The following is a 21,887-nucleotide window of genomic DNA, read 5'->3' as shown; positions in this document are numbered from 1 at the left end:
TGATGCGGCGTCACCAATGTGACTAAAGAAAAAATGCCCGCCGACAAGAGTGCCGGCGGGCATTGAAATCATCCTCTAGAAGGATTTCTTGACGTTCACATACCAGTAGCGTGGCAGCGGCTGGTAGAGCGACGAGAGGTAGCCGTAGGTATCTGCCAGTGGTGGATCCTCGTTGAAGGCGTTCCGCACGCCTACCCGGATAGATGACCCATTGGTCCACCCATCATTCTCCACAGTGTACTGGCCGTAGAAGTTCCAGGTCGTCTGGTCCTCGATGGGCCATGGACCATAGTCCGTGCTGGAGACGCTCGTGCTGTATACGTCACCGGTATATTGCGAGAACGCCCCGACTTTCCAGTTTGCCCATTCATAGGATGCCGACATGGAATACTTCCATTCCGGACGACCGCCTTCCTTGATGAGGCTGCCGCCACCCGTCACGGTCACGTACGAATTCAGGGTACCATCGTTGAGAGCAGCCTGGATGGCTGCCGCCTCGGCTGTCGGGCTCTGGTAGTAGGTGTTGAGGTAGGTCGCATTGACATTCAGGGATAGTTCGCCCGGACCAACTTTCACATCCCAGAATGCCCCATAGTCGATGCCCTCTACTTTGAGCGGGGATTGGTTTGTGAACTTCGCGATGACGTTCAGGACGTCACCGACCGGCTCAAGGCCCGTGCCCGCAAATTCAGCGATTTGCTGAGGCGTTGGATCCATGCGGATCACGTTCGGGTTTGAGCCGCCCTGCAGACGCAGCAAGTAGTCATATGTAAGTGCCACAGAGTCGTTCAGAAGGCCGATCGGGTTCTCTTGCTCAATGCTCCAGACGTCCGTCGTAAAGGTCAGGTTGCCAAATGCTTCCGGAATAAATTGCGGTTCGAAGACCACGCCGTAGGACGAGCTTTCCGACTCTTCGGGCTCCAGCTCGGAGTTACCCGAGCGAAGGCTGGCCACCGTGACGGACAGCGTAGAGCAGTTGGAGTAGTCTGCGATCCGGCCCTGACGGTCAGCAGCTTCGCACTGGATATAGTCCGGATAGCCGTTCACACGCTCCAGAAGCGGCGTGTTGACCACTTCAAGGTTTGGCGCCTTGAAACCTTCCGACCATGAAGCCCGGAAGCGCAGGCCGTCAATGACGTCCCAAGCAGCCGCAACTTTCGGTTTCGACACAGAGCCCACATCCGAATATTTCTCGTAGCGGGCAGCGAGCTGAAGCTCGATGGATTTCGCGAGAGGGATATTCATCTCTTCAGAGATCAGCGGCACCGCAAGCTCAAGATAAGCTGAGGAGACATTGCGGCTGCCCTTCACGTCCGGTGATGGGCTATGGCCCATCAAGCTGGAGTCGGATACCAGATCCCCGGTAATCTGATCATAGTAAGGCAGCGATCCATCCTGATGAGAATCGCGGTCATCGTGATAAGTCTCACGGCGGAATTCGAGACCGCCCGCGATGCCGATATCACCCGCCCACATCGAAATAAGGTCAGGTTTGGATACCTTGAAGTCTGCGAGAGACAGTGTCGTCTTGTTTTCGCGAACCTGCGTGATCAGGAAGCTGTCAATTGTCTCCTGCGAATTGCAGGATGGACCAGGCAGACTTGGGTTCAGGGGATCCCCGCCACAGAACGGATTGTAGGCGGTCGCGTCCGTGCGGTTCAATGCTTCCTGGAAGAGACGGGAATCAACGCCATCAGCGGAGTCTTTCACCTTCGCTTCGTTATATAGAAGTGCCGAGTCCCAGTTCCATCCAAAGGCATCGCCCTTGGCACCGACAAGGAAGCGATACTGGTCGTTTTTCACGTTCACGTCGCGCGTGCCGAAATCAGCCAGGCGATAGGAAGCAATGCGAAGTGGCACACCTTCAGCTGGCACATTTGCACTGAGGCCATCGATACGATTTGCAGAACCGACCGGCCCCAGCGGGTTATAATATGCGTCCGCGGCGATATAAATCGGACCCGATCCAAGGCTGGCTGGCGCGCCGATAACCGCGTCAGTTTCAGCCGTGTAAATGCCGATTTCGCCGTAAACATTCAGACTGTCGGAAACATCATAGTTCGCGAAGCTGAAGAAGTTGATGCGATCGACGGCGGGCAGCATTGTAAGCGTTTCAAAGGCTGCCAATTCATCATAGCGCATGTCGCGATACGTCGATGACGTGAGGCTTCCTGGGCCGTAGCAAGTGTCGCTACCAGGAACCAGACAACCTGCGCCAAACTGAGGCGCCTGAATATGAAAGGCTCCAGCCGCATCGGTAAATGTCGATCCGTCCGCTGATATTGCTCCGATGGATGTATCGACGGGAGCAAAATAACCCCACGGGCTGGATGTCGAGCGGTTATCCCAAGCCACACCTTCCCAGTTTGTACCATCTGTCAACGGCCGCATATCGGAGAGGCTGGTGTACTCCTGATCCGATCTCAGAAGCGAAGAGCGCGTCGTGCCGCCGAGATAGACGGAGATGTTGCCCTTGCCGTTGTCAAAATCCGTTCCGTAGAGAATGTCGCCGGTGAGTTCATCAAGATTCGTGCCTTCGGCCACGCCGTATTGGAGGTTCATGTCGAGGCCGACAAAGTCGTTCCGCATGACGTTGTTCACAACACCGGCAACAGCGTCCGAACCATAGATGGCCGCCGCACCGTCTTTCAGAACTTCGACTCTTGCCAGACCCTGAACCGGAATAGCGTTGACGTTATACCCGAAGACCGGCGTCTGGTTGTCGGTTTGTGAGGTGGGGTGAACCACTGAACGGCGGCCGTTGATCAGGACAAGCGTGTTACCTTGTGCCAGTCCCCGCAGACTGACCGTGGATATGTCGCCCCGTGCAGCGTTCGAGTTGCCGCCGCCGAGATATGTGCCGTTAAAAGTGATGTCGCCAGCGGATGGCACCGTACGGAAGAGATCTTCCGCTGACACAGCTCCGGTCGCCTCGATATCATCTGGCGAGACGACGGTTACCGGCAGCGCGCCGGAGACCTTTGCCCCCTGAATTTGAGAGCCCAGAACCAGAACGGTATTGAGCTTTGCCTCTTCATCCTCTGACGGAGCACCTGCCTCCTGAGCGAATGCCGAGTGGGCAAGAAGACCCGTCAACAAGGCGCACGTGGCAACCGAAATCCTACAACGACGACCGAAATCGCTTTTACTTATTTGACTCATTTTAATTGGCCCCTTGCGCAATGAAAACGAGCGATCCCAAAGATTAGTTTCAGGCAAATTCGGGCACATCTCTTCCGTCATCAGCCACCGCCATCAAGCGGCCGCCAATACGCAAACTTCCGATAATTACGGTACATTCCCGAGATCGCCTGAACACCGTTGTTCAACGCTCACATCCCAAGTGACAAACTCGTGACGCGCCGCACATGACAATTTGCTATTCTTTTAAACAAATATGTCAGATGCCCAGAAAGTGGGCTCATTCGAAAGCAAACGTGCAGTCGATACAGCAGCATTATGGTGGGGCAGCATATCCGCCATGTCCAATTGTTGAGCCCGTGCGGCCATTTCCGACAAATGTTCTGGCGCTGAATACATTCACGCATGCCGGTGCGCTGATCTGCTTGAACAACGCATCGGTCCCGGCAACTCATTCATAAGCGCAGGCATCAGGTCTCTGCGCTTCCCACACATGGAGACAGCCAAATGCGCCGCCGAACTTTTCTTTCCTCCCTCTCTGCGCTGGGGCCTCTCGCCCTTGGCGCATCGTCGCTGATCTCGGGTCGCGCATCGGCTACGCCTTTGGTTGATCGGCCAGACATTCGTTCGGGAGACCGTCTGGCTGGCGCGTCTTTCGCCTCACGCTCGACGGTGTGGGGTACCAAGGGCGCCGTAGCGACATCACACCCTCGCGCCACCCTGGTGGCGATTGAAATACTGAAGAAGGGTGGGTCCGCCGTTGACGCAGCCATCGCAGCCAATGCCTCACTTGGGTTTCTGGAACCCACCGCGAATGGAATAGGTGGCGATGCATTCTGTATGCTGTGGGACCCCAAGGCCGGAAAAGTGATGGGGCTGAATGGATCCGGAAAATCACCCGCGGCGCTTTCGCTGGAAACGGTGCGGGAGCGTTCGCCCAAGGGACGGATTCCCTCGCTCGGCGCCATTGCCGTGAGTGTGCCGGGAGCCGTCGATGCCTGGTGGACGCTTCATCAGAAGTATGGGGTCTTGCCCTGGAAGGACCTGATGGAGCCTGCAGCGGCCCTCGCCGAAGAAGGCATGCCCATCCCGTTGATGATTGCCGACCGCATGCGCAGTGACATGGCGCGGATCGTCAAGCCGGAATCCAATGTCGAAGAAATCGACAATATCCGCAAAGTCTACATGACCCGCGGCCGGACACCGAATGAAGGCGAAGTTGTTCGCAACCCCGACCTGGCACGTACGCTGCGCATGATTGGCGAAGGTGGTCGCGACGCTTACTATGATGGCCCTATCGCCGATACGATTGAAGCGTACTTCAAACGCATTGGCGGCTGGATGACCCGGACGGATCTCGCCGCACAGCACGCAAAATGGGTCGAGCCAAATCATGTAGACTATCGCGCCGGTGTCTCCGTTTATGGTTTGCCGCCGAACAGCCAAGGGCCGACAACGCTGCAGATGCTGTCGATCCTGAAGAATTTTGACATGGCAGAACTTGGGCTTGTCTCCGCGAAGTCAATCCATCTGCAGGCTGAGGCCAAACGGCTTGCCTTCGAAGATCGCGCGAAGTGGTTTGCCGATCCTGATTTTGCCGAAATTCCGATTGAACACCTCCTCTCGGATGAATATGGCCAGCAGCGCGCCGCGCTGATCAATCCCGGCAAAGTGATGGAGCGTGCTTTCCCCGGAGATGCACCGCACAAGGGGGGAACGACCTATCTCACCGTCAGCGACGCCAATGGCATGATGGTAAGTCTTATCCAGTCCAACTATGCGGGCATGGGCTCCGGACTGATGCCGGACGGGCTGGGCTTCTCGTTCCAGAACCGCGGCAGCGGCTTCAGCCTCCAGGACGGCTCGCCCAATATTTACGCGCCCAAGAAGCGTCCTTTCCATACGATCATTCCGGGCTTCGCGCTGAAGGATGGCGCGCCTTGGCTTAGCTTTGGCGTGATGGGTGGAGGCATGCAGCCGCAAGGGCAAACGCAAATCATCACCAATATGGTGGACTATGGACTCGGCCTGCAAGCGGCGGGCGACTGCCCACGCTGGAGACATGATGGCTCGTCCGAACCTACGGGTGTCTACAAGCCGGGCGTGGGCGAGCTTAGACTGGAGAATGGCATCCCGGATGCAACCAAGGCTGAACTGGCAGCAATGGGCTGGACTGTTGGGGGCACCGACGGTGGCTTTGGCGGTTACCAGGCCACGATGAAGACAGAGGAGGCCTATGGCGCGGCCAGCGAAATGCGCAAGGACGGTCTCGCTTTGGCCATTTAACGGACAGGGAATGGGCGCGGAATACTCAATCCGCGCCCGTTTCGTCCCCGCCCTGCTACCAGCCGGCTGCCATGGCCATTCGACGAGGGTCGGCGCCCGCCATCGGAATGCCGTCTGCTGTCATGCAGGCCCCTTGCAGGCTGCCAATTGCAAGGGGTCCGACCTGCTTGACGTCATGGCCCAATGACCGGAGCTTGTCGGCGACGCCTTCGTCGTAACGTGACTCCATCTGCAGCACGCAGGACGCCCCCGGCATATAGAAGCTCGGATCGGCCTTAACGGCGAAGCGGGGCGCCTCGATCGCTTCCTGAACGCCCATGCCATGGTCCAATACGTTCACGAGGAACTGGAACTCGCTTTGGCCGATCGTCTCGCCTCCAGGCGTACCGAAGGCCGCAACGAGATTCTGCCCCTTCATGACGATGGTAGGTGAGTTGTTGAGGATAGGTATCTTGCCGGGCTCCACGAAGTTCACGCTATTGGGATAAGGCGAGGTGGAGCCAAGGCGCATGCCGTTATTCAGCAGGAAGCCCGTATTGCCTGCAACGACACCCGTGCCAAAGCCTCCGCCGAGTGTGACGGTGACCACGACCGTGTCGCCAGTTCTGTCGACAACGGTGAAACTTGCCGTGTCGCTGAAGCGCGCAGTGTCTCCTTTAAACGGCACAGGTTCTGGCGGAGGCGGCGGTGCAGACGGATCAATGGCACGGAAGTCCGTCGGAGTGGAAACAGAACGTGCCTTTGTGGGACTGATCATGGCCGTTCGCTGCGCAGCATAGGTGGCCGACAGCATGGCTTTGACGGGTGTATTCGCGAAGGCCGGGTCGGCTGCATAAGCGTAGATGTCAGCCTTGGCGAGCTTGATCGCTTCAGCCATGACGTGAACCGAAGAAGCGGTCTGCCGACCAAGCGCGGCCATGTCGAAACGTTCGATCAGGTTGAGCTGCATGCAGACTTCCAGCCCGCCGCGCGATGTGAGCGGGGAGGAAAAAACATTGTAGCCGCGATAGCTCGTCGATACCGGCTCTGCCCATTCGGCCTTGTAAGCGGCCATGTCCTTGTAGCGCAGCCAGCCGCCGACTTCCTTGAAGAAGCGGTCGATCTCCCGCGCTATGGGGCCCTTATAGAAATAGTCGCGCGCCGCTTGTAGCGATGTGTCCCGGTCAGCGCCCGAGGCCAATGCCCCCTGCTCTACCTTGACCAGAGACTCGAAGGTCTGGGCCAAGTGCTCGTTCTTGAGAAGCTGACGCGGTTCCGGAGGCTTGCCATCGGGCAGATAGATCGCTGCGGTCGTCGGATGCAGCGAGATCTTCTTCTGCATAAGGCCAATAATACGAGCAATCGAAGGATCGACTGGATGCCCATTGCGAGCATAGTCGATAGCGGGAGCCAGGCATTGCGCCAGCGATAGCTTGCCATGCTTGCGGGCAAGCTCGATCCAGCCGCCGAAGGCGCCGGGCGTCGTGGCGGCGTTGACACCCCAATCATAGTTCGACGGGTCCGACGCCGGGTCGAGCGCAAAGGGCGCAGCGCCCCCAAACTTGAGCGCCTTGACCTTTCCCGTTGCGCGCTCATGGACAGTGGCAAAGCCGTTGCCGGCAATGCTGGACGCCCATGGTTCAACCACGTTGAGCGTGGCCATGACGGCGACGGCCGCGTCGGCCGCCGTACCGCCCTGCATGAGAATACGGAGGCCCGCCGTCGCCGCCAGAGGATGACCGGCGCTGACGACACCGTGGAGGCCCGGCGTTTCAACACGATAGGCTTCGACTTTCGTTGCGCCGGATTCCGGCGCATCGGGCGCTTTCTGCCCGCTTTGCGCAAAAGCTGAGGGAGCCGACAGAGCCCCCGCCAGCCCAGCCGCGAGACCCACCGTTCCTACTGAAAGGAACTGGCGCCTGTCGGGCCCGTCAGCCGTCGATGCGAGTTTGCTCGTTGGCGTCTTAGTAAAAGCTGACATCGTCGACCTCCATCCAGACATCATGGCCACCCGGCCGCTTGATAAGGAAACGGACATCCAGCATGTCGTCTCCGCTCCAGACCTCGTCCTCGGCGGGGGCTTCCAGCGTATCAAACGGCACCTCGACAGTGGACCATTTCTCTCCTGCCACCAGCGCCTTCGTCCAAGTCCCTGCTGTCGTCGTTGCGACCAGGACATAGTCACCGCCATCGCCCCGGATATCGAATTTAAGGCCTTTGTAGTCACTGGCATCCGCAGGCTGTACGTCACCACGATTGAGCGGCAGCACGACGCCTGCACGTGCTTCTTCACGCAGCGACAAGGAAGCTGTCAGGTGGAGGACGCCGTCCTTGCCTGTTTCAGGGATGACTTCATAAACCTGCCAGCTGCGTTCCTTACCGCCATCTGGATCACCCACAACGAGCGTATCGCGAGTTGTCCGTTCCGTGTTGCTACCATCAAAATCGGCGATCAGCGGTGAGGTGATCTTGCTCGCGGTCATATAGGTTTCGCCGACTGGCTCTGGCGCGCCTTTGCCGAACATGAGTTCACCTCCAACGAAGGTGTAGGCGGTATTGTGTAGCTCCGAGATATCACTCCACGGTTCGCCTTTGATCAGGACGATATCTGCCGCCTTGCCGACTTCGATTGTGCCACGATAGCCAATGATGCCCAGAGCCGTAGCACTGTTCGACGTGCCCGCCATAAGGGCCTCGGTGGGGGTCAAGCCCGCCTTCACCATAAGTTCCATTTCGTGAAGCGTTGATTTGCCATGTGGCGTGAGCGGCATGCCAGCATCGGTGCCAAGGGCGATGAGGATGCCATTGTCGTGAAGCGCCTTCACGTTGCGCAGGCCTGTGGCGAAACGGGCACGGCGGCTTTCAATAGCCGGTGTGTTTTCACCGAACGAGGGCATGCCTGGCTTGTCGGCCTCATAGACGGCAAGTGTGCCAGCATAGGCCGTGCCGCTGGCCTTGAGGATGTCGATTGTCTCCTGATCAACATCCGCATCAAGCATGCTGTGGGCCAGCACATCGACGCCAGCCCGGCCTGCGATGGCAGCGCGGTCTACGGTGACTGTATGGGTGAGGACCTTGAGATTATTGGCGTGTGCTTCAGCGACCAGCGCGGTCAGGGTCGGCTCATCCATGCTCGTATTGTCAACGCCCGATCCATACCGCCAGCCGTCCGTGAAGACCTTGATGACATCCGGCTTGTAGGGAAGCAGTTCCTTGACCGCTTCCGTGGCCGCATAGGGCGTGTTGACCCATTTGGTTGTGTTCGTGTCGCTCCAGTCAGCGCCATGACCATTGGTCGTGCTCATCCTGGCCGCAAAATTGACATGTGGTCCTGGGATTTCGGTGAGCCATTCACGACGGGGCGCAAAGGCCTCCGGCGCTTGAGCGAAGTCATAGACGGATGTCACACCGGCTTCGATATAGGCTTGCGATATTTGAGGTGAGGTGCCGGGCTCCCCGCGAGGCGTGTAGTGAATGTGAAGATCGAAAAATCCAGGCAGAAGAGACAGACCTTTCGCATCAATTGTCTTCGTCTTCTTGGGCACACGGCCTTTCTTGTCGATGCTTGTGATAACACCATCATCGATAACGACCGTGGCCATATAGGGCTCGCTACCGGTGGCATCGAAAACCTTTGCGCCAACAATCGCTAGCGGGTCTGCCCATGTGGCCTCTGTACACACCATGAGTGTGAACAGCGCCAATCCTGTGTGTTTGATCATGTTTCAGTTCCAATACAGAAGCGCCAATTGAAGCGGGGTCACAGCATTCAAGCTTTTGGCGAAGCCTGAGGCAATGTGCACGCAGGCTTCTGCCTTCGTGCATGTTTCAGAAACGGAGCCGTTCTGATGGGGCGTGTCGACAGCATTCTAATGAAAGCAGGCCATCGTTGTGACTTTGTGCCCAGTGACGCGTCATGCAATGCAGCCATGGTCAGAATTCCGGCAGGCACACGGCCATATCCCTTCTGCAAGCCACTCAATCGACTGCGAGCGATCGCGCCTGCCGACTGCCACGCAAGATGTCTGGCGGGATTGAACTTCGTATTGCGTTGGATTCAGCGGGTCGGGCATCGACCGACTTGTGAGGAAAGAGCAATGATGAAGTTACTTCCCAATCGCAATTGGATGACCAAGATGATGGCGCTGGGCTTTCTGGTGGGCACCCCAATAGGCTGCGCGATGGCCGAGGCGCCGACTGGCGACCCAGGCAGTCCCGAATCGGCATCGGATGAGATAGGCACGATCTATCTACCCGAAGGGTATCCGGAGACAATCATGTTCCCGGCCGGGACACGCCTGATTGCGACATCAGGCGGACAGCCGCCGGAATATGAAACCCGGAATTATAACGTGACGGCCGAAACTGACCTGCCTGTCGGAAGCGTCATCGAATTCTACGAAGGCATGCTGGCAAAAAAAGGCTTTGATATTCTCGAAGTGGAAAAGGGAAACGCCACGCTTATCCGTTTTGGTGCTCCGGGACTCGACGATGCCAGCGTCCTGATCATGGACATGTATGGCGAAGGCACCACCACGTTTACGATATCCCTCATTATGGAGCCCGAACCGGAATAGCGACTACACCTTCCCGTAGTTGCATTGGGGCAAGTTCTTGCCTACTCGTAGAAAGGTTCTTACTGTGCTCAGAGCCTTTTTGCGGGGATCTCGAATTGGCACGTACACCCGATAAGCAGGCTTCTGAAGACCGAAATGGGTATGAACTCAGCCTCTCCGAGGAATTGCTGGCAGAGACGTACGATGTTTTGCGCCGCATTGCCTCCCGGCAGATGAACCGCCAGCGCCCAAGCGCAACATTGAACACGACCATGATCGTGCATGAAGCATGGTTGAAACTATCCAACGACAGTGACCGTCGCTTTGCCGACCAGGACCATTATTTCGCAACCGCCTCGCGGGCCATGCGGCAGGTTCTGGTCGATCATGCGCGCCGAAAACTTGCCGAGAAACGCGGCGCCGGGGCAGCGCACCTCAATATAGACGACCACCCGGTTCCCGATCGTACCCCTGAGACGCAGTTAGTCGATATCGATACTGCCTTGGCGGCGCTGGCTGAAAAGGCACCTGAACTGGAGCGTATTGTCGAGTGCCGCTTCTTTGCTGGTCTTACAGTTGATGAAACAGCGCGCGCGCTTGGCCGGTCCGTGCGCACTGTCGAGCGCGATTGGGCGCGGGCACGGGCATACCTGGCAGACTATCTGGGGCCCAGAACCTAGCCAGCCCGCCTGATCGGAAAGCGCATTCACTCGCACATGCTTTTTTTAGGCGGACACTCCGGTCGCGCTGCGTAAGGGATTGTGGGACAAGGACGCACGCAGGCCAAATTTCATGGTGCTGCAACTTGAAATCAGTGAAGGACGGCGGGACACTCGGTATTGATCAGAAAGGCACGCTTTGGACATTGACGCGCTTGCACAATTCAGTCGGCTGGACGCGGCATTCTCGGCAGCCCTGGACATGCCCGAGAGCGCGCGCGATGCTTGGCTGCAAAGTGAACTGTCGGACGCTCCTGATGTATTGCATCAGGCAACGATACTCCTGAGGCGAGAGCGAGAGAGCCAGGCAAGCTTTGATGAACTGAGTACCTTCCGCGACATGGCTCTTTCGGACCTCGCTGCAGACATGGACGGCCCGTCTGGTGACCCGCGGATCGGCGCCCGTTACGGACATTGGCGCATAATCAAACGGATAGGCTCGGGCGGCTTGTCAGTCGTTTATGAGGCTAGGCGCGATGATGGCCGTTATGAGCAGACTGCTGCCCTGAAGGTTATTCGCGGCGGCGTGCAGAACGCCGATCTCGTCCGGTATTTCTTGAGAGAGCGCCAGATCCTGTCGACGCTGGACCATCCCGGCATCGTGCGCATTCTCGATGGCGGCGAGACGGCAACTGGCGCGCCTTGGCTGGTCATGGATATGGCGCCGGGACGATCCATAACCGCCTATTGCCGCGAGGCAGATCTCGGCATCGACGAACGCATGGGGCTCATTGCGGATGTCGCTGACGCCGCGCAATCGGCGCACGCTAATCTAGTTGTCCACCGCGACATTAAACCCGACAATATTATCGTGTCGGACGATGGTCACGCGCGCCTTCTGGATTTTGGCGTATCCAGCTTTGCTAATGTTCTGAATGACCCACGCGGCACAAGCGCCATGACGCCTGAGTATGCTTCGCCAGAACAAAGGCGGCTGGAAGAAACATCTACCGCGAGCGATATCTACCAGCTTGGGCGTGTGCTCGCCGAACTCTGCGAACCCTTTTCACTGTCTACAGACGTCAAGGCAGTCATTGCAAAAGCGACAGCGAGCGTCGCTTCCGAGAGGTATTCCTCAGCTGCGAGTTTCGCGAATGACGTGCGACGCGTCATTGAGGGAAGAGCGCCTCTAGCGAAACCTGACACACGTCTTGAGGCAACCCTCCGGCTTGTGCGACGCAACAAGATCGCGGCGGCCCTGTCTATGGTCCTGCTGATGGGCCTCGCAGGCTGGGGATTGACCCTCTCGATCTATGCCCGAGAATTGGAACAGCAGCGCGCCGTCGCTATTGCTTCCGCAGACAGGGCGGACAGGGGCAAAAGTGTCTTGCTCGATATTTTTCGCCGACTAGACCCACTCGAGCAAGATGGCATTAGCTCCAATGTGGCAACATCCGTTAGCCTCCTAGAACCCACTATAAATGATGTGCGCCACCGCCTGACCGATGATCCACTTCTTCAGGCTGAATTAATCGGCTGGGTTGCCCGTGCCAAGGACCGCACGGATGAAACGCAGGAAGCACGTGCACTAGCGGGTGAAGCGGTAGACCTTCTGGCATCTTCAGGAGACCAAACGTCCACAACTTATGCTGCCGCGCTCGCGTATCTCGGCGCCCGGGATATCGATCTGAATCACCGTGAAAAGGGCGAGGCCTCAATCAACGAAGCGCTGACCATAGCGAGATCTGCGCCTGCGTCCGATGAACAGGCGCTCGATACTTACCTGAGCGCAGCCTGGTCAAAGGACAGCGACTGGATTTCACTTAGGGCCTTGTTTGAAGAAGCGCTTCCCCGCGCTTTGGCCACAGGCTCTGTCGAAGCGGAGATCGAAGTGCGCTCAGGTCTCGGTCGCGCGCTCTGTGAGCTGGGTGAACTGAGCGAAGCTCGAGCCCAGATAAGCCAGGCAATTGCTTTAACCGAAAGGATTTACGGCGCTGACCATCCGCGACTTGCCCTTCCGCTTTCAGATATGGGTCGCATTCTAAATGACATGGGACGGCCCGAGGAATCTATTGCAACTCACCGCAGAGCACTGACAATTTCAAGTGCAGCCTTCGGTCCGGACAATTCATCGACGCTGTCTCACCAGAATAACCTGGCGCTCGCTTTACTGAGTGCCGGACGATCAGATGAAGCGATCAGCTTGTTTGAAATGAATCTCGCGTCTCGCATACGTACGGAAGGGGCATATTCTCTTGATGCCGGGGAATTGCTCCAAAACCTGGCCGTGACGCAGTCTCAAGCAGGACTCGCGGACGATGCGCTTGCCTCGCTTGCGCGCGCCGAGGCAATATTTGATGCCCGTTTGCCTGAAGGAAATCCGCGACGGGCTTTTCCTGCACTCACGCGCTCCGCGATATTACTTGATATGAAGACCTATGGCGAGGCCGAACAAAACGCCCGGAGCGCCTATGAGATTCTGTCAAAGACCCTTCCTGCTGGCCACTACGCAACGGAAGTAGCCCGCTGCCGTATCGGCATGGCGCGACTGGGCCTCGGCGACAGGACTGCCGCACGCGCCCATCTTGAGCCCTCCCTCAAAGCGCTGAACAGTCAGGCCGGAGCGCCCGCACAATATGTGGAAGCCTGCCAGACGGCAGGCCGTGAACTTGGTCTCCACGTCACGCAATGACATTGCTTAGCGCTTGCCAGTCATGCCACAACGCATGACTTCGTGAAGCAGGAATACAAAAGGGGCAGCATCCAAAGATGCCGCCCCTCAAATTCGGCTATCAAATATCCAACAGATCGGACTGTCAGATTCTAGAATTTGGCAACCAGTTCGATGCCGTAGGTGCGACCGATATTCGGGTGGTTCACCAAGGTGCCGAAGAAGTCGCGGAAGTCGTCAACGATGGCATCCTCATCCGTGAGGTTACGGCCCCATAGATAGACTTCAAAATCTCCCTTGTTGCGGAGAAGGCCGATACGACCGTTCAGCTGTGTCAACTCGGCAATATAGCCGAAGGGAACGCGGTCGCCACTTGGAAGGTCAACATACTTGATATTATCGATCGTCGTGAAATATCCATCTGAGTACGTAACATCAAGGCGCGCCAGCAGTGAGCTGCTTAGGGCCGGAAGGTCGCGCATATAGGTCCCCGAAATTGATGCAGTAATTTCAGGTGCGTTTGGCAGTTTCTTGCCTGACGCGTCTTCACCGAAGGTGCCGCCGTCTGGGAAGGAGTCAAACTCCGCATTCAGAATACCGAGTGTGCCTTGCACGCCGAAGTTCTCGGTGGCTTGGAAGTTGAAGTCTGCTTCGATACCCTTCGTGATGACTTTTGCCGCATTCGTGATGCGGATCGATGTACGTCCGCCCCCAAGGTCAACGAACTGGTTGACCTGATAGTCGTCATATTCGGAAAGGAAAGCGGCAAGGTTCAGCGTCATACGACCGCCCAGAAGGGTGCTTTTCAAGCCCGCTTCGTAGCTGTCGACGGTTTCCTTGCCGAACTCAAGACCGGAGTTGGCAGCAAGCTCGTCCTTGTTGATGAAGTCGAGGTTGAATCCGCCGCTTTTGTAACCCGAAGAATACTTGGCGTAGACATTTGCATCCCCGCTCAGGGCATAGCTCACGCTGATAGCGGGCGAGAAGAATGTGTCTTGCCGACTATTGATGAGAGGGCTTGGCGCAACGGATGGATTAGCCGGATCGTAGTTGGTGGAACCAAGGTTGAAGATACCGGAATTACGACCGTCGAAAAGCCAGTTCACGTCCTTGTCTTCAACACTATAACGACCACCAAACCCAAGGGTCCACCGATCAGTGATGTCGAAGCTGCCATTGAGATAAGCGGCGTAGCTTTCCGTCGCGACTGTGCCCGAATTGAAAACAACTGAGCCCTCAGGCCCAAAGCCGACCGCGCCTGCGATGAGGGCAAGCTGGGCCTCTGTCAGATTAGATGGATCAAGCCCCAGAAGCGGGGCAACTGATGGCGCGACGGCTTGCGCAATGAACGTTTCATTGAAGTCGTCACCCAGCGTGACGTTACGCTCGGTATCAGCATCCTGCTTGTAGTAATAGAGGCCCGCCATATAGGTCAGGCGCTCGTTTGCGGGAGAGATAAGCTGGAACTCCTGGGTAAGCTGCTCAAACTTGTCAGAGTACTCCACATAGATGATCGACACTGGCGAATAGTCAGTCGCATTCATATAAAATGCATCCGTATCGCGGTAGCCCGTGATTGATTTCAGCGTGAAGCCACTATCTAGTTTGTATTCAGCATCGCACCAGAGACGTCACGGTCTTCCTGCGGATCGAAATCGAAAGCGACTTCGCGTTTCTTGGGAGCGATGGGCGCAGGGCGCGTGCCAAGCATATCCGTCAGGGGCTCGCCGACCAGGATTTTATTATCCGCCTGCAGGCCGTCATAGGCAAAATTGACTTCAAATTTGTCTGTCGGATCGTAGCGGAGCTGGGCGCGATAGGCGAGGACGTCCTTGCTGTCGAGATCGCTGCCGGTGATGATGTTCTTGATGTAACCGTCACGGTCCGTCTTGGAAACCGAGACCTTGGCGGCTAGGTTTTCAGCCAGAGGCACGTTCACCATGCCTTGAATTTCACGCGAGTTGAAATTGCCGAGGCTGGCGCTGAGCTTGCCGGAGAATTCGTTGGTGGGCTTTTTGGTAACAAGGCTGATCGCCCCCGCGACCGTGTTCTTACCAAACAGCATGCCCTGAGGACCGCGCAGAACTTCGACACGCTCGAGATCCAACAGCTCCTGGTTCACAGCGGGCGACTGCCCCATGTAAACGCCATCGACATAGACGCCAACGCGGCTGTCAAAACCGATATTGCGCGAGGCGGAGCCGACGCCGCGGATCGTGATAACCGACCTGAAATCGTTATGGCCAGAAATGGAAACGTTCGGAATGGTGCCGGTCAGCTCCGACAGTTCGCGTACGCTTGTCTGTTCAATATCTCCGGCACCTACGACCGACATGGAAATTGGAACCTCGGAAAGCTTTTCGGCCCGGCGCGTTGCCGTGACGACGACTTCCTGCAGAACATGCACCGAATCTTCCGGTGCTTCCGTTTCTGATTGGGCCGAAGCTGCGCCGCTGGCAGCGAGCATAGCAAAGGATGCACAGCTGACGCTGAGTAGTAAATTGTATCTCATTTTATCTCCGATTTCGCCGGTGACCTTGCCGGCATTTATATTCCCCGAAGCATCAAAGTCGGCATTCCCAGAACATTGTTGCCACATAATGTTAATTTAATTAACATCATTATGTCAACATAACCCATTACGCAAGACACTCAATTAGTCGAGCGAAAATGATTGTCTGATTGGTAAAAATATCAGCCTATATTGCGAAGGGTGACGCAGATCACTTCGCGCGTGCGCGACGATATTAATTGGGGGAGAAATGAGATGCAGAGCACCGAGATCGGGACCGCGAGAGATATCCAGAAAAAATCGGCTTATCATCACGGAGATCTGCGGAATTCGATTATCGAGGCGGTATCTCAACTTATCGATCAGCGAAAATCGCTTGATTTCCAACTTAAGGATGTCGCCTCACTTGTTGGAACATCTACGCCAGCGATCTACCGCCATTTCGCCAGCAAGCAGGATCTTCTGGTGGAAACCGCTGTGGCCGGATATAAATTCCAGAAAGCGTTTCGCGCCCATGCGCTGGATCAGTGCGCGACGTCGCCTTTGGCTCGCCTCCTCTCGATTGGATATGCCTACGTGCATTTCGCAAAGGAATGCCCTGGCTTTTATTTGCTGATGAAAAATCTAGAGACTGATGAAATTCTCTCTTCCGAGAAATATCAGGAAGAGCGTGACGAGGGCCTCTCGCTCGTTAGGTCACTGGTCAAGGAGTGCATTGATACCGGGCTTTTCATTGAGATCGATACAGACCTCGCCATGGCGTCATTGCAAGCGACTGCCTTTGGCCTGGCTCACCTCTATCTCGGTAGTCAGGCAGCCTATATTCCGCCGACACTGCTGGGAGACAGGGATCTTGTTGCCAAGATTTTTACAATCAATGTGCGCTCCCTCTTGAGCGAACAGGGCCAGCAAAAGATCGCTGATGCCAGTCAAAATCCATTTACATAAAACCTCAACGGTCACTCTGCTTCACGCAGACATGATCTGAGAATATCTTAGGCTCAGCGCCACGGCGCCGCTTTCTAGACGAACAGCGACAAGACAAGCGTAGAAGCGAGACCAATCAGTCCAACCAATGTAGACGTCACAGTCCAACTGCGAAGCGTCTGAGATTCCGATAATCCCAAGTAACGGCTCACAAGCCAAAAACCGCTGTCATTTACGTGACTGAGCACGGTCGCTCCCGAAGCAACCGCCATCACCATCAGCGCCGTACCACCTGCGCTAAGTCCGGCAAGCTCAACCACAGGCGCAGCGATGCCTGCTGCTGTTAACATCGCAACGGTTGCTGAACCCTGCGCAACACGGATGATCGCCGCCACAGCAAAACCAAACAGAAGCGGAGACATGCCTGTCGCCGTCAAAGTCGCCGCAAGCTCCGCCCCTGCTTCAGAATCCACAAGGATTTGCTTGAAAGCCCCTCCTGCCCCAGTAATCAGCACGACGACGCCTGCTGGCTCGAGCGCCTTTACCATAGCTCCTGTCAGCGCTTTTGATGGCACCCCGCGCAATCGTCCGAAGACGAACCAAGCCAATAGGCATGCAATCATGAGCGCGATGAAGGGGTGCCCGGCAAACATCACGAAACTTGAAACCAGAACGGGCAATTCCAGTAAGCCAGCCTGTCCGAGCGTGTTGACGATTGTGCCCGCCAGGATAAGCACTAGCGGTATCAAGACGATACTCAGGGCGGACACGAAGCCCACACTGTCACGGGTCGACACTTCTTGGAGCCCCTCAGGGATTTCGCCCTGAAACGCCGGTTGCCGCTCCAGCCAGCGCGCAAAAAGCGGCCCTGCCACCAACATTGCCGGCAGCCCGGTGATCGCTCCGAAAGCGATGACTAGTCCCAGGTCGGCGTTGAGAATGTCAGCGACGGCAATAGGCCCCGGGGTTGGCGGGATGTATGCATGCGACACAGCAAGACCGGCCAGGAGGGGAATTGCGAATGCGACAATCGGGCGACCTGTGCGCCGAGTCAGACCGTAAAGTACCGGCGCGAGAATGATCAGCGCGACATCGAGGAATACGGGCATCGCTACCACAAACCCGACAAATCCAAGCGCCAGAGGAGCCCGCTTTTCGCCAAAGACATTTAGCGTGCCCGAGGACAGGGCCTGGACACCCCCGGAAACCTCCAGCAACCCACCCAACATCGCACCGAGTCCTACGACGACGGCAACAAAGCCGAGCGTGCCGCCCATGCCTGCCTGGATCGAAAGGATGATCGCCGCTGGCTCCATGCCGTAAACGATTCCAAAGCCGGCACTAACCAGAAGCAGCGCAAGAAATGCTGGCATTCTCGCGCGAAGGATCAAGCCAAGGAGCGCCGCGATGCTCGCGGTGACAACCACCAGCGCATAGGCTGTCTCCCCCATCACCGTCAGCCCTCGAAACCGAGTCCGGTTGCCTGGAGGCGAACGCGCGCGAGGAAAGCGCCAGATGTCAGGTAAAGCGTACGCCCGTCATCACCAAAGGCACAATTCGCGACCGGTGCTCCAGTCGCAATTCTGGCAATGGGCGTACCATCAGACAAGAGCACATGGATACCGCCCGGCCCGGCAACATAGACCCGACCATCAACATCCACTGCCATCCCATCTGGTAACCCGCTAAATCCCTGCTCTACCATCGCGGTCAGGTCCACAAATACCCTGCGGTCGGTGGCCATGCCGTCTGGTCCAAGAGAATAGGCATATACCCGAGCAGCCTCAGGGTCTGACACACTCACATATAGCGTTCCACCGTCCGGCGAGAGTGCGACGCCGTTCGGACGCGTCAGGCTGTCATCGATAACGACAACAGAAGTGCCGTCCTCATCCGGTCGCCATAGGTACACGCCATTCAAAGGGATTTCCTTGAAGGGAGATTCATCCTCTCCTTTGAGGCCGTAGGGTGGGTCGGTGAAATAGATCGCCCCCTCTTCAGTGAGGACGAGATCATTCGGGCTTGAGAAGCGCTTGCCCTCAAAATCCGTCGCAAGAAGGGTCTTGTCCTTTGTTTCCAAATCAAGTCGCGCGATGGCCCGATTACCATGGTCGCCGAGTAAAATGGTCCCCGGAAGGTCACCACGTATAAGGCCATTCGCGCCTGGCTCGCGAAATACGCCTGCCGTGTCCTCACCGTCATAGCCGGAAGGCTGGAGAAAAGACTCGAGACCAGCCTGTTCGGTCCACCTGTAGATCGTATTGCCGGGAACATCCGAAAAGAGAAGGTAGGCGCCCTCCTTTATCCAGACAGGTCCTTCGGACCATCCGAACCGATCCTCCGTAAGTTTCTCGATTCCCGCGCTCTCAGCCAACACCTCGGCAGCGAGCGCAGAATCCAGAACCACAATCTCGGCGCCTTCGGGCTCTGCATACACGGCGGTCGCTTGCAGCGGTGACGGCACCGCTGTGCTGTCTTTTAACTCGCAGCCTGCAATCGCCAAGGCGCCCGCAAGTAAGACGGCACCCGATATACTCCATACAGTCTGCATTTATTCCTCCGAAATCGAAACCGGTGTTGCAATTGCGGCCGCAGGTCCATCCGCGATGACGTGCCCCGTAACTTGAAAACTCCCGGCCAGGCGAATGTCGGCCGCCCCCGCGCCGATGGCAAAATCAATGCGACCTGCATCTGCCTCAAACCGAGCAGATGGCGCAAAATAAGCGAACTGCTCCGGCCGCAGAGTGAAGGTCACGTGCTTCGTCTTGCCAGCATCGATGTGCACGCGCGCAAACCCACGTAATTCTTGTTGCGGCCTCGCAACCTGTGCAACCGGATCGCGCGTGTAGAGCTGCACGACCTCATCGGCATTTGTCATTGACGTGTTGGTTATATCGACGCCAATCGAAACCGTATCGTCAGGGGCAAGCGTGTCGCTCGATAGCCGCAGATTGGTATATTCGAACGTTGCATAGCTGAGCCCATGACCGAAGGCATAAGCTGGCGTAATGGGTATATCCATGTAGCGCGCAGAGTCTTTCGACAGGTCCGCATCCGCAGGCCGCCCCGTCGGATTGTGTCCAATAAAATAGGGCGATTGACCTGAACGGCGCGGGAACGATGCCGGGAGCCGGCCGGCCGGAACCGCATCTCCGAACAGCACATTGATTATAGCAGGCCCCGCCTCGACACCTGGAAACCAAGCTAACAGGATTGAGGCGTCATCACTGTCCAGTGGACTAATGTCGAGGGGCCGCCCGGTCATCAGCACAGTTACGACCGGTTTACCGGTTGCGAGAATGGCTTCGGCGAGCGCTTTCTGAGGCACCGGCAGGCCGATATCGGAGCGGGAACGCGCTTCGCCGGACATATTATAGTCTTCACCCGTTATGAGGAGCACCACATCCGCCGCTTCAGCCGCCGCAACAGCCTTGGCGATTGCGGCTGGGTCTGCCACATCGCGCGTACCGGCACCGGGTTCATAGACAACAAATTCTTCGCCTAGCCGTTTGCGCAGGGCTTCCACGACTGTGACGACATCCTCTTCGCGTCCTTGCGCCTTCCAAGACCCAATCATTGAACGCGCGTCACCCGCTAGCGCGCCGATTACGGCGACCTTCCCCGGCTGTGGCTTGAGCGGTAACATGCCTGCATCATTGCGCAACAACACCATCGAGCGCTCAGCCACGTGCCGTGCCGCGGCGCGATGGTCCGGCGTCAGCATAGCTGCCGCCTCCCGCGCCGGGTCATGATAGGCATAGGGCGCATCGAACAAGCCGAGACGATCTTTTGCCATCAGCACTCGCTTCGTCGCGGCATCCAGTGCCGCCTCAAGAGCCGGCGAGGCCTCGACAGCTTCGAGCATATCCGCCGCGTAGATCCCGCTCGTCATCTCCATGTCGACGCTCGCTAGAAGCGCCAGTGCCCCCGCTTCAGAGCGCGTTTCCGCTACACCATGGTTGAGCAGCTCCGGAACGGAATTCCAGTCACTCACTATAAGCCCGTCATAGTCCCACTGTCCCCTGAGCAGTCCGTTTACAAGCGCCTTGTTGGCCGTTGTCGGCACGCCCCCGATGTCATTGAAGGCAACCATGAAGCTTGCCGCCCCCTCCTCTGCTGCTGCACGGAATGGCGGGAGGTAGACATCCATCAACGTGCGTTCAGAAATGTCCGCGCTGTCATAATCGCGCCCGCCAGTACCTGCACCATAGGCGCCAAAATGCTTTGCAGTGGCGATGATCGTATCTGGACGCTTCAGGTCTTCAACCTGGTATCCATGTACCTGCGCTCGGGCCATGGCCGAGCCGAGAAAGGGCTCTTCCCCCGCCCCTTCGACGATCCGCCCCCAGCGCGCATCACGCGCGATGTCCACCATCGGCGCGAAGGTCCAATGCAATCCGGCAGCAGATGCCTCCACGGCCGCCACACGAGCAGCTAGCTCCGCATCATCCACGTCAAACGTTGCCGCGATGCCAAGCGGGACAGGGAAAATAGTGCGGTAGCCATGCACGACATCCATGGCGAACAGTAGCGGAATGCCATTGCGGCTGTCTTCCACCGCAACATGCTGTAGGTCGCCCAGGAATTCCGCGCCGGCCACATGCAGATAGGAACCAACGCCGCCGGTCCGGACCCGATCGCGCTCTGCATCTGTGATGCGCGAATTGAGCGCGATTTGCCGCCCACCTGCCATCTGGTTCAGTTGACCAAGCTTCTCGGCGGTCGTCATCTTATCGAGAATGAAGCCCACCCGCTCGGCGCCGCGGAGGCCCTTTGCCGTCGCCTGAGCTACCGTGGTGCCCCCTTCCTCGGCGCGAAGGTCCACGTTTGGGGAAGAAGATTGCGATGATGCACAGCCCGACGCGGCAATCAGCAGCAACGCGATGGCCGAATATCGATAGGCTGACATCCGGGCGGATTTACCGCGCGTTGCTCTTTGGGAATGTCTCATCCCTTCCTCCCCTAATCGCTGTGTTATTGTTTTGTTAGCGCTAGCAAAACTGGCACCAGAAACACCCCGTGTCAAACGGCACAACCCGGGCAATGGAAGCGACAAAGAAGCTTATCGTGAGTAAAGGAGTTGGATCCAGACAAGCTGTAGTGACTAGGGTCCGGACTCATTACAGCCACCAGATGACGGCTGCTGCAAGCGCGAT

At 57.2% G+C, this 21,887-nt stretch carries 13 protein-coding genes; 5 read left to right on the top strand and 8 right to left on the bottom strand.

What is annotated here, in order from left to right; translation table 11 throughout:
• Positions 1–75 precede the first annotated feature (75 nt).
• A complete protein-coding gene (locus V7651_RS11910; RefSeq protein ID WP_335613333.1) occupies positions 76–3,096 on the bottom strand; it encodes a TonB-dependent receptor domain-containing protein in 3,021 nt (1,006 codons plus the stop codon).
• 552 nt (positions 3,097–3,648) lie between these two features.
• Between V7651_RS11910 and ggt the strand changes: the two genes are divergently transcribed.
• A complete protein-coding gene (gene ggt, locus V7651_RS11905; protein ID WP_335613332.1) occupies positions 3,649–5,427 on the top strand; it encodes a gamma-glutamyltransferase in 1,779 nt (592 codons plus the stop codon).
• Positions 5,428–5,482: 55 nt separating this feature from the next.
• On the opposite strand, the gene V7651_RS11900 is transcribed toward ggt, so the two are convergent.
• Complete coding sequence (locus V7651_RS11900; protein ID WP_335613331.1) at positions 5,483–7,387, bottom strand: gamma-glutamyltransferase family protein; 1,905 nt, start codon at positions 7,385–7,387, stop codon at positions 5,483–5,485.
• Positions 7,371–9,128, bottom strand: coding sequence for an amidohydrolase family protein (locus V7651_RS11895; RefSeq protein WP_335613330.1), 1,758 nt, complete (start codon positions 9,126–9,128; stop codon positions 7,371–7,373). The genes V7651_RS11900 and V7651_RS11895 overlap by 17 nt, the downstream gene beginning before the upstream one ends.
• Positions 9,129–9,503: 375 nt before the next feature.
• Between V7651_RS11895 and V7651_RS11890 the strand changes: the two genes are divergently transcribed.
• From V7651_RS11890 to V7651_RS11880, 3 genes are all read left to right on the top strand, one after another.
• Entirely contained in the window at positions 9,504–9,983 is a 480-nt protein-coding gene (locus V7651_RS11890) for a hypothetical protein (RefSeq protein WP_335613329.1), read from the top strand.
• Positions 9,984–10,078: 95 nt separating this feature from the next.
• Positions 10,079–10,642, top strand: a complete 564-nt coding sequence (locus tag V7651_RS11885; RefSeq protein ID WP_335591698.1) for an ECF-type sigma factor — start codon at positions 10,079–10,081, stop codon at positions 10,640–10,642.
• A 241-nt stretch (positions 10,643–10,883) separates the two neighbouring features.
• Entirely contained in the window at positions 10,884–13,313 is a 2,430-nt protein-coding gene (locus tag V7651_RS11880) for a serine/threonine-protein kinase (RefSeq protein WP_335613474.1), read from the top strand.
• A gap of 131 nt (positions 13,314–13,444) precedes the next feature.
• Here V7651_RS11880 and V7651_RS11875 read toward each other — a convergent pair whose 3' ends face one another.
• Positions 13,445–14,869, bottom strand: coding sequence for a TonB-dependent receptor (locus V7651_RS11875; protein WP_335613473.1), 1,425 nt, complete (start codon positions 14,867–14,869; stop codon positions 13,445–13,447).
• A 23-nt stretch (positions 14,870–14,892) separates the two neighbouring features.
• Positions 14,893–15,804 carry a TonB-dependent receptor gene (locus V7651_RS11870; RefSeq protein ID WP_335613328.1) on the bottom strand — a complete coding sequence of 304 codons (912 nt, stop codon included), beginning with the start codon at positions 15,802–15,804 and terminating at the stop codon, positions 14,893–14,895.
• A gap of 255 nt (positions 15,805–16,059) precedes the next feature.
• On the opposite strand from V7651_RS11870, the gene V7651_RS11865 reads away from it, so the two are divergent.
• A complete protein-coding gene (locus V7651_RS11865) occupies positions 16,060–16,752 on the top strand; it encodes a TetR/AcrR family transcriptional regulator (RefSeq protein WP_335591700.1) in 693 nt (230 codons plus the stop codon).
• Between the two features lie 74 nt (positions 16,753–16,826).
• On the opposite strand, the gene V7651_RS11860 is transcribed toward V7651_RS11865, so the two are convergent.
• From V7651_RS11860 to V7651_RS11850, 3 genes are read right to left on the bottom strand one after another with little or no spacing between them, the layout of a single operon-like run.
• Positions 16,827–18,182: a GntP family permease gene (locus tag V7651_RS11860; protein WP_335613327.1), complete on the bottom strand. Its 1,356-nt coding sequence runs from the start codon at positions 18,180–18,182 to the stop codon at positions 16,827–16,829.
• Between the two features lie 5 nt (positions 18,183–18,187).
• Positions 18,188–19,282 carry an SMP-30/gluconolactonase/LRE family protein gene (locus tag V7651_RS11855; RefSeq protein ID WP_335613326.1) on the bottom strand — a complete coding sequence of 365 codons (1,095 nt, stop codon included), beginning with the start codon at positions 19,280–19,282 and terminating at the stop codon, positions 18,188–18,190.
• Positions 19,283–21,682: a glycoside hydrolase family 3 N-terminal domain-containing protein gene (locus V7651_RS11850; protein WP_335613325.1), complete on the bottom strand. Its 2,400-nt coding sequence runs from the start codon at positions 21,680–21,682 to the stop codon at positions 19,283–19,285.
• Between the last annotated feature and the right edge of the window lie 205 nt (positions 21,683–21,887).

Origin of the sequence: Hyphomonas oceanitis (assembly GCF_036964545.1) — a bacterium.
Classification (GTDB): Bacteria; Pseudomonadota; Alphaproteobacteria; order Caulobacterales; family Hyphomonadaceae; genus Hyphomonas; species Hyphomonas oceanitis.
Note: the sequence above shows the minus strand (reverse complement) of the source record. Positions and strands in the feature narration are given on the sequence as shown.